Source organism: Tsukamurella sp. DT100 (assembly GCF_049844855.1).
Lineage (GTDB): Bacteria > Actinomycetota > Actinomycetes > Mycobacteriales > Mycobacteriaceae > Tsukamurella.
Genome location: NZ_JBNCLV010000002.1, coordinates 424,304 through 437,345 on the forward strand (window position 1 = coordinate 424,304; position 13,042 = coordinate 437,345).

A 13,042-nucleotide genomic window follows, 5' to 3' on the forward strand; every position below is an offset into this window, starting at 1 on the left:
CGCGACGGGCCGTCACCACCGGTCGAAACTCTGCGCCGAGACGAAGAATCCGCGCTCGCCGCGCCGGCAGGTCACGCCCCGGGCCTCGGACACGCAGGTCATGCCGCCTGCGGTGACGCTGTGCCCGTACTGCAGGGTCTTCTGCTCGGGAACGACCATGAAGAACAGGCCCTGGTTGAAGCACGACGGGGTGAACGCGCCGCCCTTGTCCGACACGTAGCCCTTCGACAGTTGGTCGCGGGGCATCGTGCCGTGGTCGCAGTCGGCGCCGGGCGGGATGACGCTGGTTTTGAAGACCTGGCAGCCCACCGTCGAGGCGTCGAGGCCGCAGGCGATGTTGCGGCTCGGGGTGAAGAAGTACACGCCCTGGCCGTTGGCGGGCCGGTAGAGCTCGGGCGCATCGGCGACGATCCCCGCCGGCGGGGCCGTGGCCGTGGGAGAGACGGTGTCCGAGGCTGTGACCGGTACGGATACGCCGGTCTCGGGCGCCGTGACCGGCGGCGGAACGGTGCCTGTCGGCGGACCGTCGGACCCGGATCCGCACGCGGTCAGGACGACGGCCAGGAGGGCGGGGAGCACGATCCGTGCGGGCTTCATGCTCTGTGGTCGGTCCGCGACCGGGGATCGTTACCCGTGGCAACGCTCGCGGCCCGCGTGGCCTGCCCTACGCTGAACCCGTGCTGCTCTCCGATCGCGACATCCGCGCCCATGTGGAATCCGGCCGCCTGGGGATCGATCCCTTCGACCCGCAGATGGTGCAGCCGTCCAGCGTGGACGTGCGGCTCGACGGCCTGTTCCGGGTGTTCAACAACACCCGCTACACCCACATCGACCCCAAGCAGCGGCAGGACGAGCTGACCACCCTGGTCGAACCGGACCCGGACGAGCCGTTCGTGCTGCACCCCGGCGAGTTCGTCCTCGGCTCCACGCTGGAGGTCTGCAGCCTCCCCGACGACCTGGCCGGACGCCTCGAGGGCAAGTCCTCGCTGGGCCGCCTCGGCCTGCTCACGCACTCGACCGCGGGCTTCATCGATCCCGGCTTCTCCGGCCACATCACGCTGGAGCTGTCGAACGTCGCGAACCTGCCGATCACGCTGTGGCCGGGCATGAAGATCGGCCAGCTGTGCCTGTTCCGGCTCACCAGCCCGGCCGAGAACCCCTACGGCAGCTCCGCCGTGGGCTCGAAGTACCAGGGCCAGCGCGGCCCGACGCCCTCGAAGGCGTACCTCAACTTCCAAAGCTGATCGCCCGGCGGGCTCGCCGCCGAATGTCCGGTCATCCGTTCTCACGATCGTGAGGACGAATGACCGGACTTGCTCGTCTCAGTCGGCGGAGTGCCGGCCCCGGCGCGACGGGGGCTCCTGCGCGGGCGGATCCGGCAGCACCGGCGGGCGCGGCTGGGGGCGCGGGGGCGCGGGGATCGGCTCGTCCGGCAGGCGCCGCCGACCCGGCCGCGGCTCCGGCGGCGACGGGGGCGTGACCTGCTGCGACGGTGCCGGGCGGGGCGTTTCGGGGCGCGGAGCCTCGGGACGCGGTGCCGCCGTCGGACGCTCGGGGCGCGGGGCCGCGGCGCGGGGGCCGGTGTGGCCCTCGGAGCGCTGGGTCGCGGGGCGGGGCGCGACGGGGAACTGTCCGGTCGGCGGCGCCACCGGCAGCTGCCCCGTCGGCGGCGCGGCGGGCGCCGGCGTCTCCTGCTCGACCCGCTCCTCGGCCGGCGTCGAGGCGGCCGCCGCGGTGGTCGTGGCTGCCGCCGCGCTCGCCGCTCTCGCGGCCGCGGCGCGGCGCTCGCGGACCCGGATCTCCGACGGGTCGGCGTCGGGATGGCTCTGCGTGTAGCGCTTCGCGGCCTCGGCGCTCACGGCGACCCGCTTCGGCTTCGCGAGCAGCGTCGCGATGGCGGTGGTCAGCGGCACGGACAGGGCCAGGCCGATGCCGCCGACGAACGCGCGGACCAGCTCGATCGCCACCGAGTCCGACGTGAGCACCTGGCCCAGCGGCCGGCCCGCGATGGAGAACAGCAGCAGTAGCGGCAGCGCCGTGCCGACGTACGCGAAGACGAGCGTGTAGACCGTCGACGCGATGTGGTCGCGGCCCACGCGCATCGCGGAGAGGAAGGTGCGGCGCCGCGACGACTTCGGCGAGAGCTTCGCCAGCTCGAAGGTCGCCGACGACTGCGTGATCGTCACGTCGTTGAGCACGCCCAGCGCGCCGATGACGAAGCCCGCGAGCAGCACGCCGGACGTCGAGACGGTCGAGGCGTAGGCCTGCAGGTTCGTGGTGTCCTCGCTGCTCAATCCCGTGACCTGGGTGGTGGCCGTCGCGAGCCAGGCCAGCACGCCGCACACCGCGAGCGAACAGAGCGTGCCCAACAACGCCGCCGACGTCCGCAGCGAGACGCCGTGCGCCAGGTACAGCACCAGGTAGAGGATCACCGCCGACGCGACCAGCGCCACCCAGACGGCCGAGTGCCCGTCGAGGATCGACGGCAGCGCGAAGAAGACGATCACCACGCCCGAGAGCGCCAGCCCCAGCAGCGCCCGCAGGCCGCGCCACTGGGCCACCGCGATCACCACGGCCGCGAAGACCAGGCCCCACACCCACAGCGAGACGCCGCGCGCGTAGTCGTAGAAGGCGTAGTTCGACGGCGAGCCGGCCACGCCGCCGCCGTTCCAGCTCATCATGATCTTGGTGCCGGGCGCGAGGTCGGGCTGGCCGGTGCCGGGCGTCGCCGGACGGGACAGGTCGATGCCCGACGGTGCCGCGTCCGGCGAGGCCTTCCCGGGCACCGCGGAGACGTTCATCCGCTGCGTGCCGATGGAGAACATCGTCCACTTGCCGGCGTCGGGGCCGCTGGTGATCTTGACGGAGCTGTTGAGGCAGCCACCGTCGGGGTTGAGGACCGGATGGCGCTCCGCGTCGCTGAGCTGCCCGTTCCCCGACGGGGAGAAGTCGCAGTCGCCGACGAGCTGCTCGGAGACCTCGCCCTTGGCCAGCGTCGGCGACTGCGGGCCCGAGGGCACGCTCACGCGGATCTGGGACGGCCAGAGCAGGATCACGCCGGCCACGACGAGGACGCCGATCACGGCGAGGAGGCCGACCACGACCCGGGACGCCCATCTCCCGAGGGAGATGTTGGTCAGCGAGTGGCTGTGCACGTGCGCTGCGGGGTCGTCGTGCAGGTCGTGGTCGTGGTCGGCTGTCACGCCGACACCCTACTTCTGCTTGTAGGAACTCAGGAAGTTGCCGAAACGATCGAGGGCCTCGGCGAGGTCGCGCGCCCAGGGCAGGGTGACGACGCGGAGGTGGTCGGGCGTGGCCCAGTTGAAGCCGGTGCCCTGCACCAGGAGGATCTTCTCCTGGTTGAGCAGGTCGAGCACCATCTGCTCGTCGTCGCGGATCTCGTGCACGTTCGGGTCCAGCTTGGGGAAGGCGTACAGCGCGCCCTGGGGCTTGACGCAGCTCACCCCGTCGATGGCGTTGAGCTTCTCGTAGGCCACGTCGCGCTGCTCCAGCAGCCGCCCGCCGGGCAGGATCAGGTCGTTGATCGACTGGTAGCCGCCGAGCGCCACCTGGATCGCGTGCTGCGCGGGGACGTTGGGGCACAGGCGCGTCGACGCCAGCAGCGTCAGGCCCTCGATGAAGCCGGAGGCGTGGTCCTTCGGCCCGGTGAGCACCATCCAGCCCGCGCGGTAGCCGCACACGCGGTAGGCCTTGGACAGGCCGTTGAACGTGCAGACGAGCAGATCCGGCGCGAGCTCGGCGATGGAGATGTGCTTCGCGTCGTCGTAGAGGATGCGGTCGTAGATCTCGTCGGCCAGCACGAGGAGCGAGTGCTTGCGCGCCACCTCGACGATCTGCTGCAGCGTCTCGCGCGAGTAGACGGCGCCCGTCGGGTTGTTCGGGTTGATCACGACGATCGCCTTGGTGCGCGGTGTGATCTTCGCCTCGATGTCCTCGACGGACGGGTTCCAGCCGTTGTCCTCGTCGCACAGGTAGTGCACCGGGGTTCCGCCGGAGAGTGACGTCATGGCGGTCCACAGGGGGTAGTCGGGCGCGGGGATGAGCACCTCGTCGCCGTTGTTCAGCAGCGCCTGCAGCGTCATCGTGATCAGCTCGGAGACCCCGTTGCCGAGGTAGACGTCGCCGATGTCGAAGTACGGGAAGTCCTGGACCTCCTCGTAGCGGGTCACCACGGCCCGTCGCGCGGAGGCGATGCCCTGGGACTCGCTGTAGCCCTGCGAGGTGGGCAGCGCGTGGATCATGTCGCGGACGATGGAGTCCGGCGCCTCGAAGCCGAACGTCGCCGGGTTGCCGATGTTCAGCTTGAGGATGCGGTGCCCCTGCGCCTCGAGCCGAGCCGCCTGTGCCACCACGGGTCCACGGATCTCGTACAGCACGTTCTGCAGCTTGGCGGACTGCTCGAGGGGCTTGAGTTCGGTGCGGATGTGGGGCACATGCGGTCGGCTCATGGGCTATATCGTCGCAGGCTGCAGCAAATCCTTTTCCTCCACCTCGCCCTTGTCCGACGGTGCGCCGCCCTGCGCCCGGTGCTTCGCCGCGCCGATCACGAGCAGGGCGTAGCCCACGACGATCCAGGCGCCCAGCACCGCGAAGGCCGCGCCGGCCCCGGCGCCGACGAGGGAACCGTCGGCGAAGAAGGCCGCGCTGCGCAGCGCGGTGCCCGTCGCGCCGATCGGCAGGCTCTGACCGAGGACCGCCCAGACGTGCGGCAGGAACTCCGGCGGCATGGCGATGCCGGCCAGCGGCATCCCGACCAGCATGAACAGCAGTGCGGCGGGGCCGATGCCCTTCGTGCCGAGCAGGGAGACCAGCCCTGCCACCGTCGCGCCGATGGCGAGCATGCCCGCGCTCATCGCGAGCCACTGGCCCCAGAAGCCGCCGGGCAGCACGCCGATCCACATGGCCGCGCCCACGGCGGCGGCGCCGATGACCGCCGCGCCCACGGGTAGGGCCACAGCGACGATCTTCGGATGGCCGCCGATCATCACCGTGGCCAGCGCCAGCACCATCCCCGAGAGGAAGACCGGCATCACGATGGAACCGAAACCGGCGCCGCGCGGGTCGTCGGCGGAGAGCGGAGCCACCTCGACGGTCTGCACCTTCTGGCCCTGGGCCAGGGCCGTGGCCATCTGAGTGATCATCGGCGCGACGGCGGGCGAGGCGCCGCTCGCGACGACGGCCTTGGTCTGCGACCCCGGGGCGGCAGGGCTCGCGGGCACGATGCCGCCGTAGACCTCGCGGTATTTCGCGGCCTGCACCAGGGCGGCCTCGGATTCGTAGGCGTGGACGGCGAAGCCGCCGGGCTGCTGTGCGTCGAGCCGCTGCTCGACCTGCTGCGCCGCGCTCGCCGGGCCGACGACGCCGATCGGCAGGTCGTGCGGCTTGCCGTGCGAGGCGGGGCCGGTGAAGAGCAGGACGATCAGCGGGATGGCGATCGCCAGCCCAGCGAAGACCGCCGCGAGCTGAGCGTGGGACTTGCTCATGGTGGAGCACCTCCAAGTAATTCAACGTGTGATGAATCCGAGAGTACGACTGCGGCGACACGGAAGTCAACAGGCGTTGAAATCCTGCTAGGATCGGCGCATGGCCACAGGGAGACGGGCGGGCGTCAGCACCGCGAAGGCGGACATCCTCGAGGCGGCGCGTGAGCTCTTCGCCGAGGTGGGCTACGACCGCGCCACGATCCGCGCCATCGCCGCCCGCGCGGGCGTCGACGTCGCGCTGGTCTCGTACTACTACGGCAACAAGAAGGGCCTGTTCCGGGGCGTCATGAGCATGCCCGTCGACCCGGAGGAGATCTTCACCGCCGCGCTCGACGGCCCGCGCGAGGGCGTGGGGGAGCGGCTCGTGCGGGCCGCGCTCACGGTCTGGGAGGGGCAGGAGACCTCCGACGCCTTCCGGGCGCTGCTGCGCGCCGCGGTGAACGCCGACGAGGGCGCGTCCAACACCTTCGGCGAGTTCCTGTCGTCGGTGATGATCCCGACGCTGACCAGGCACTCGGGGATCTCGATCGAGACGGCGCGCGTGGTCGCCAGCACGATGTTCGGGCTGGCCTTCATGCGCTACCTGATCGCCGCGCCGCTGTTCGTCGAGCCCTCGGCCGACGAACTGGTGGCGACCTACGGCGCCGCGATCCAGCGCATCGTCGACGGCGACGCGGGCTGACGCGTCCCGAAACCCGCAGAATTCGGGCCGACGATCGAAATACGTCGCCCCGAGCCGGGAATCGGCCGGTTTCTAGAGCCGGTCGCCCGGCGCGGGCAGGATCTCGGTCGGCTCGATGACCTCGGGTGCCGCCGCTGCCGGTCCCGGGGCAGCGGATGCCGGGGCGGGAGCTGCGGGCGGAGTCTGCGGGTCCTCGTCGTCGCCGAGGTTGTGGAAGGCGCGGCCCAGCTCCTCGGAGACGTTGATGATCCGCGCCTTCTTGATCTCCGGCTTGTCGATCTCCTCGGCGACGTACTGCGCGATGAACCGCCGGATCTCCGAGTCGACGCTGGCGACGACGCGCACGATGGAGCCGCGGATGGTGCGCGACTCGACGTCGACCCACACGTCCTTGGGCTTCGGCGGGTCGACCTCGATGCGCAGCTCCAGCGGCGCCGCGGCGCGCACCGTGAGCGGGAGCGTGATGAGGCCGGCCACGTCGTAGCGGATCCGGTCGACCTTGAGGTCGATCAGCAGGCCGATGCGCAGCGGGATCTTCACCGTGAAGGTGATGAGCTCGCCCACCTGGCGCGTGAGCTGCGGCTCGTCGATCTCCACCTGCGCCCACACCTTGGCCATCCCACCGGGGCCCGACGGGATCGGGCCCACGGTGAAATCGCCGCCGGCGATGTCGGCGAACGCGGAGCCCACGCGCTCCTCGTTCACGGCGATCTCGAAGAACCGCCGCCCGAACTCCTCGTAAGTCACGTACTCAGGCACGCGTACATCCTGCCGCAGAAGCGATAGCCAGTCGGGGAGCTTCGATCACTTCCGTCCACCGGGGCGCTTCGCGCCCGCCGCGATCCCGAAGCCCTTGGCCTTCGACTCACCCTCCGTGGTCACCGTGCGGTCGCTCGCGCCCGACGGTGCCTTCGGCTGGTCAGCGTCGGTTTCCGGGGCCGACGGTGCCGCCTCCGGAGCGGCCGCGGGGGCCTCTGCCGGGGCGTCGGCCGCGGGTGCGGGTGTGACCGGCGTCTCAGCGGCCGCCGGTGCCGAATCCGTCACAGGCGCTGGTTTCGGCGCGCCCGGCTTCTTCGCGCCGGGGCGCTTGGCGCCCGCCGCGATGCCGAAGCCGGCCGACTTGGACTCGCCCGCCGTGGTCAGCGTGCGGTCCTCGGCCGGGGCCGACGGTGCAGCCGGAGCCGCGGCAGCCGGTGCGGCCGGAGCCGCGGCAGCCTCGGTCGCGGGTGCCTCGGCCGCGGGGGCGGCAGGGGCCTCGGCAGCAGGAGCGGCGGCCGCTGCGGGCTTGGGCGCACCGGGCTTCTTGGCGCCGGGGCGGCGGGCGCCCGCGGCGATGCCGAAGCCGGCCGACTTGGACTCGCCCGCTGCGGTCAGCGTGCGGTCCTCGGCGGGAGCAGTGTCGGCGGCCGGAGCCTCGGCCGGTGCGGCGGGCGCCTCGGCTGCAGGAGCCGCCGGTGCGGTGGCCGCGGGCTTGGGCGCACCGGGCTTCTTCGCACCCGGACGCTTGGCGCCGCCGGCGATACCCAGGCCTACCGCGGGCTTAGCGGGCGCCGAGGGGGCCGCCGGAGCCTCGGCCGCCGGAGCGGCCTCAGCGGCGGGCGCTGCGGGAGCAGCCGGAGCCGCGCCGCCGGGCTTCTTGGCGCCCGGGCGCCTGGCGCCACCGGCCAGGCCCAGACCCACCGCGGGCTTCGCCGGTGCGGCGGGTGCCGCCGGTGCCTCGGCCGCGGGAGCGGCGTCGGCGGCGGGAGCCGCTGCGGGCTTCGGAGCGCCCGGCTTCTTCGGTCTACCGGGGCGCTTGCCGCCGCCGGCGAGGCCGAGGCCCACCGTCGGCTTCGCGTCCTTCTTCTCCGTGGGCGCGGCCGGAGCGGCTGCGGTCGCGGCGGCCGCCGGAGCTGCGGCCGGTGCCGCGGCAGGCGCCTCGGCGAGGGCGGTGGCACCGTCGGACACCTTGCGGTTCGGGTTGCCGACGACGATGCCCTCGGGCAGGCCCCGTCGGACGGACTCGAGGAGCATCTGCGCGACGTCGACGACCTCGGGCGCGGCGGCCTCGTTGTCGGCGGTCTGCGCGGTCACGCCGTCGGAGAGCATCACGCGGCAGAACGGGCAGCCGGTGGCGATCTTCTTCGGGGTGGCCTCGGGCGACGACGACAGGGTGTTCAGGGCCTCGTCGACGCGGTCGATGTTGATGCGCTTGCCGAGCTGCTCCTCCATCCACATGCGCGCGCCGCCGGCGCCACAGCACATGGACCGCTCGAGGTGCCGCGGCATCTCCTTGAGCGTGGCGCCCGAGGCGCCGATCAGCTCGCGCGGGGCCTCGTAGACCTGGTTGTGGCGGCCGAGGTAGCAGGGGTCGTGGTAGGTCACGTCCTCCGACGGGGGCGCGACGGGCACGAGGCGCTTCTCGCGGACCAGCTTGTTGAGCAGCTGCGTGTGGTGGACGACCTCGTAGTCGCCGCCGACCTGCGGGTACTCGTTGCCGAGCGCGTTGAAGCAGTGGGCGCAGGTCACGACGATCTTGCGCTGCTTGGCGGGCAGGCCGTCGAAGACCTCGTCGAGCTGCTCGATGTTCTGCTGGGCGAGCATCTGGAACAGGAACTCGTTGCCCGCGCGGCGGGCGGAGTCGCCGGTACAGGTCTCGCCCTGGCCCAGGACCAGGAAGTTCACGGCGGCCACGTCGAGGAGCTCGGCGACGGCCTTGGTGGTCTTCTTGGCGCGATCCTCGAAGGCGCCGGCGCAGCCGACCCAGAAGAGGTACTCGAAGCCGTCGAACGACTCGACGTCCTGGCCGTAGACCGGGATGTCGATGTCCATCTCGTCGATCCAGGCGGTGCGCTGGCTCGAGTTCTGGCCCCAGGGGTTGCCCTTGTTCTCGAGGTTCTTGAACAGGCCGGCCAGCTCGTGCGGGAACTCCGACTCGATCAGCACCTGGTAGCGGCGCATGTCGACGATGTGGTCGACGTGCTCGATGTCGACGGGGCACTGCTCGACGCACGCACCACAGGTGGTGCAGGACCAGAGGACCTCGGGGTCGATGACGCCGCCCAGGGCGCCGTCCTCGCCCGCGGGCCCGACCAGGGCGCGCTCGGCCTCGGCGCGGGCGTCGGCGGGGATCTTCTCCAGCTTGGCCTCGTCCGGGTTGCCCTCGGCGTCGACCAGGCCGGTCTGCTCGCCCGACGGGTCCGTGCGGCCGCCGGCCAGCAGGTAGGGGGCCTTGGCGTAGCCGTGATCGCGCAGGCCCATGATGAGCAGCTTCGGGCTCAGTGGCTTACCGGTGTTCCACGCGGGGCACTGGCTCTGGCAGCGACCGCACTCGGTGCAGGTGGTGAAGTCCAGCCAGCCCTTCCAGGAGAAGTCCTCGATCTTGCCGGCGCCGAGGTTGTCGACGTCGGGATCGGTGTTCTCCATGGTCAGGACCTTGCCGTTGGAGACCATCGGCTTGGCGGCGCCCAGCGCGCGGCGGCTTCCCAGCTCGCGCTTGAAGTAGATGTTGAAGAAGGCCGAGAAGCGGTGCCACGCGACGCCCCAGGTGAGGTTGCTGCCCACCAGGACGAGGAACATGACGCCCGACATCAGCTTGACGAAGGCGAAGACGGTGATCAGCGTCGGGCTCGCGGGGAGCAACTCGGCGACGTGGCGGGTGAAGAAGTCGGTCACGGGATCCGACTCGCCGTACGTGGCGATCTTGCTCGCCTTCACCAGGATCATGCCGACGCCCTCGGACAGGACGATGGCCTCGATCGTGTACGCGGGCAGGAACTTGCTGCCGGAGAAGCGCGAGAACAGCGCGGGGTTGCGCGGGTGCTTGACCTGGCGCACCACGATGAGCACGAGGATGCCGAGGAACGTCGCGATACCCAGTACCTCGTCGAGGAGGTGGTACACCGGCCACGAGCCGACGACGGGCCAGTGGAAGGCCGGGTCGAAGGTCTGCGGCAGGGCCTCGAACCAGAACACCATGCCGGCGAGGAAGCCGACCATGACGAACCAGTGGGCGATGCCCACCGTGCGGTTCTTGATCATCTTGGTGTGGGCGAGGAACTCGACCACGACCTCGGCGGCGCGAGGGATGAAGGGGAGCCAGCGGTCCTTGGCGGACTGTCCCTGGGCGATGATCCGCACCATGCGGAACGCGCCGCGGAAGAAGATCGCCCAGGCGACGACGAACGCGACTGCGCCGATCGTGCCGAGGGTGATGTTCAGCGGGGTGATGTCGGACTCGGCGGCGGCCACATATGTCTGGTCCACGTCGTGCACCTTTCTGCCTCGCGGGCTGGGTAACCACCGATATTACTCGTCAGTAACATAGGCGTGAAACCACTGCGTCTGGCTTAACGGTAGAACGCGGATATATGTCGTCCCGCGCGAAGGTTCACCTAACTCGCTGCTCGGTAAGGTGTGCTCATGAGTTCAGCCGTCCGCGTGCGCCGAAATCCCGTCGCACGTGCACGTTCGGTGGTGACCGGCCTCACAGGTGCAGGGCCGTTGTACGCGCCGGAATCGGCGCCGCCCGCGCCCGTCGCGATCGCCTTCGGGGCGTCGGTGCGGGGCGGCCGCCCGGGCTCCTTCGTCGAGGGCCGGTTGGAGGCGTCACTGCAGCTCCTGAGGCTGGGGAAGGTTGAGAAGATCCTGGTCTCGGGCAACGCCGGCGGCACGTCCGGCGACGAGATCGCCGTCATGACGGGGTGGCTCCGCGACCGGGGCGTGCCGGAGTCGGCCCTGCTCACCGACGGTGCCGGGCTCGACACCTATCTCGCGTGCCGTCGCGCGCGCGACGAGTTCGGGGTCGAACGGGTCCTGCTCGTCTCCCAGTTCTTCCATGCCCGACGGGCCGCCGCCCTCGCCCGCCATCTCGGCCTCGACGCCGACGCCGTCCGCGCTGCCTGCGGGTGCACGCGTCGCGCGTGGGTCCGCAACCTCGCCCGCGAGTACGTCCTGTCGCGCCCCAAAGCGGCGTTGGACATCGCGCGCGGGCGCTGATTGCTGAACTGAAAGTTTGTTTGGGTACATTCAAGGGCGTGTATCGAGTCCTGCAGCGGGTAGCGCTGGGAGGCGCGCTGGTCCTGCTCCTCGTCATCGCGGTCCTCATCGCCAACGACGACCGGGTCGAGGTGGGTCGCCTGTCGACCGAGATCTGCGGCACGTACCTCGACGGAGGCAACTACTTCTCGATCTTCGTGACCGACGTGGCCTGGTTGGTGGGGTGCGTCCTCCTTGCGCTCGGGGCGTGGGCCGCGCTGTTCTGGGCGGACTTCGCGCGGCGCGCTCGCAGGTACCGTCTCGCGTTCCTGGCGTGCGGTGCTGCCGTAGGTCTCGTCGTCGCGATCTTCGTCGGCTCCGAATTCTTCGTCTCCACGTATCGGGACGCCTTCCTCGGCTGGTGTCCGGCGTGACCGCGCCGGATAGCGGCGGCGACGGCTACACGAGCGGTCGCACGATCCTGCGGAACGCCGTACAGATCGGCATGGGCGTAGCGGTGGTCCTCGGTGGGGCAGCGGGCGGCGCCCTCGTCTACGGGGAGTCCCGTCGCGCACGCCTGCTCGGACTCGCCCTGATCGTCCTTCTCCTCGTGATCCTCGGGTTGATGCAGTGGTGGAGCGCGTCCTCGTTCGACGCCTCCTGCGGCGGTGAGGGCCACGCTCGCAGTCGTAGTCTCGCGGTGTGAGCGGAAGTGGCGCGCGGTCGATTCCGCCCGCGGGTCGCTCCCAGGCCGCTCGACGAACGCCGAGGCGATGCGTGTCACGCATGCCCTCCGGGGAAGAGGAACGGTCCGTTCAGTCGATGCTTCCGGATGCCTGAGGCCGCTTCGACGGCACCGACCTCAGGGCTGCGTGTCGATCCACTCCAGGTAGGCGCTGCCGGCGACCGGCTGGGATCGGTAGCTGCCGAGGTAGGTGTAGGCGCCCACGTAGCCGCGGCCGTGCCCGTACCGGAGCTCGCTGTCGACGGATCCGTCGATCGTGAGGACCTCGTCCTCGCCGTCCCGGACGGTCCACTTCAGCAGGACGGGCACCGTCATCGCGCGGCCCCGGTCGTCGACGACCCGGCGCGACTCGATCACGTCCATCCGGACGTCGTCGTAGACCTCGGCCGGTTCGCCGAGGCGCCGGACGTGCGCGAGCCGGCACGCGATGTGGCCGCGCGCGCGGACGTCGGTGAGGAGGATCTGGGTGGTGGGGTCGATGTCGATGATCTGGTAGGTGAAGAAGTCGATCGGCAGCTTGAGCGCCGTGGGCATCGCGCGGCGGGTGAGCGCCTGGTGGCTGCGGATGCGGGCGTACTCGAACGTGCCGACGCCTTCGACGGGATCGCCGTCGACGGTGCCGGTGTACGGCGCGGTCAGGCTGAGGTGGTCGTAGATCGGGGTCTTGACGAAGTACGAGACCTGGTCGGAGACCTCGAGTTCCAGGTCGACGTCGAAGCCCGGGTAGCGGCCGCGCACCGTGACGCGGGGCAGATCCACGTCGATGGCGAGCTCGTCGCCCCAGCGCAGCTCGGAACCGTCTGCGGCGAAACGGCATTCGCGCGACGCGTCGTAGGCGCGGTAGAAGTGCTGGTCGGCGTAGGCGGTGGAGGAGAGCACCGTCGTCGTGTTCCGCGCATCCGCGGCCGAGAGGTGGTCCTGGTCGAAGAGCTCCGCGCCCGCGGCGCCGATCAGCGTCATGGTGTTCACGTACCGGTACGGCTCCGGCAGGTCCGGCACGAAGACGCCGTAGTGGGTGGTGGCCCAGACCTTCGAGGTGGCGTGCGGCCGCAGGATCTCCGGCTGGTCGAAGGGCCGGCGAGAGGCCTCGATCCGGCGGTCCAGCAGGGGCAGCGCCCCGTCGACGACGGCGCGGGAGAGCAGAGTGGAAATCAT

The 13,042-nt window shown here is 71.0% G+C and carries 11 protein-coding genes and 1 pseudogene; 5 read left to right on the top strand and 7 right to left on the bottom strand.

Features of this window, described 5'->3' with window-relative positions; genetic code table 11:
* Positions 1 to 12: 12 nt before the first annotated feature.
* Positions 13 to 597: a hypothetical protein gene (locus ACLQ3K_RS05620; RefSeq protein ID WP_336669720.1), complete on the bottom strand. Its 585-nt coding sequence runs from the start codon at positions 595 to 597 to the stop codon at positions 13 to 15.
* An 80-nt stretch (positions 598 to 677) separates the two neighbouring features.
* On the opposite strand from ACLQ3K_RS05620, the gene dcd reads away from it, so the two are divergent.
* Positions 678 to 1,244: a dCTP deaminase gene (gene dcd / locus ACLQ3K_RS05625; RefSeq protein WP_224647672.1), complete on the top strand. Its 567-nt coding sequence runs from the start codon at positions 678 to 680 to the stop codon at positions 1,242 to 1,244.
* A 78-nt stretch (positions 1,245 to 1,322) separates the two neighbouring features.
* Here the strand turns inward: dcd and ACLQ3K_RS05630 are convergent, their stop codons facing one another.
* From ACLQ3K_RS05630 to ACLQ3K_RS05640, 3 genes are read right to left on the bottom strand one after another with little or no spacing between them, the layout of a single operon-like run.
* On the bottom strand, positions 1,323 to 3,203 hold the full coding sequence (locus ACLQ3K_RS05630) for a YibE/F family protein (protein ID WP_425997696.1): 1,881 nt from the start codon (positions 3,201 to 3,203) through the stop codon (positions 1,323 to 1,325).
* A 9-nt stretch (positions 3,204 to 3,212) separates the two neighbouring features.
* Entirely contained in the window at positions 3,213 to 4,469 is a 1,257-nt protein-coding gene (locus ACLQ3K_RS05635) for a pyridoxal phosphate-dependent aminotransferase (protein WP_224649806.1), read from the bottom strand.
* Positions 4,470 to 4,472: 3 nt separating this feature from the next.
* Complete coding sequence (locus ACLQ3K_RS05640; protein ID WP_425997698.1) at positions 4,473 to 5,504, bottom strand: ABC transporter permease; 1,032 nt, start codon at positions 5,502 to 5,504, stop codon at positions 4,473 to 4,475.
* Between the two features lie 100 nt (positions 5,505 to 5,604).
* On the opposite strand from ACLQ3K_RS05640, the gene ACLQ3K_RS05645 reads away from it, so the two are divergent.
* Positions 5,605 to 6,186 carry a TetR family transcriptional regulator gene (locus ACLQ3K_RS05645; RefSeq protein ID WP_336669723.1) on the top strand — a complete coding sequence of 194 codons (582 nt, stop codon included), beginning with the start codon at positions 5,605 to 5,607 and terminating at the stop codon, positions 6,184 to 6,186.
* Positions 6,187 to 6,390: 204 nt separating this feature from the next.
* On the opposite strand, the pseudogene ACLQ3K_RS05650 reads toward ACLQ3K_RS05645, so the two are convergent.
* Together ACLQ3K_RS05650 and ACLQ3K_RS05655 are read right to left on the bottom strand one after the other, a co-directional pair.
* A pseudogene (locus ACLQ3K_RS05650) lies at positions 6,391 to 6,945 on the bottom strand (hypothetical protein); the annotation flags it as partial.
* 45 nt (positions 6,946 to 6,990) lie between these two features.
* The gene (locus tag ACLQ3K_RS05655; protein WP_425998131.1) at positions 6,991 to 10,395 is read right to left on the bottom strand and encodes a (Fe-S)-binding protein; all 3,405 of its coding nucleotides are present in this window, start codon (positions 10,393 to 10,395) and stop codon (positions 6,991 to 6,993) included.
* Positions 10,396 to 10,587: 192 nt separating this feature from the next.
* Here ACLQ3K_RS05655 and ACLQ3K_RS05660 point away from each other — a divergent pair, with 192 nt between their 5' ends.
* From ACLQ3K_RS05660 to ACLQ3K_RS05670, 3 genes are read left to right on the top strand one after another with little or no spacing between them, the layout of a single operon-like run.
* The gene (locus ACLQ3K_RS05660) at positions 10,588 to 11,163 is read left to right on the top strand and encodes a SanA/YdcF family protein (protein WP_425997700.1); all 576 of its coding nucleotides are present in this window, start codon (positions 10,588 to 10,590) and stop codon (positions 11,161 to 11,163) included.
* A 38-nt stretch (positions 11,164 to 11,201) separates the two neighbouring features.
* Complete coding sequence (locus ACLQ3K_RS05665; RefSeq protein ID WP_425997702.1) at positions 11,202 to 11,576, top strand: hypothetical protein; 375 nt, start codon at positions 11,202 to 11,204, stop codon at positions 11,574 to 11,576.
* Entirely contained in the window at positions 11,573 to 11,848 is a 276-nt protein-coding gene (locus ACLQ3K_RS05670; RefSeq protein ID WP_336669727.1) for a hypothetical protein, read from the top strand. Before ACLQ3K_RS05665 ends, ACLQ3K_RS05670 begins: the two co-directional genes overlap by 4 nt.
* A 156-nt stretch (positions 11,849 to 12,004) precedes the next feature.
* On the opposite strand, the gene ACLQ3K_RS05675 is transcribed toward ACLQ3K_RS05670, so the two are convergent.
* Positions 12,005 to 13,042 (bottom strand): DUF6670 family protein, encoded by a 1,038-nt coding sequence (locus ACLQ3K_RS05675; RefSeq protein ID WP_425998133.1) that lies wholly within the window; start codon positions 13,040 to 13,042, stop codon positions 12,005 to 12,007.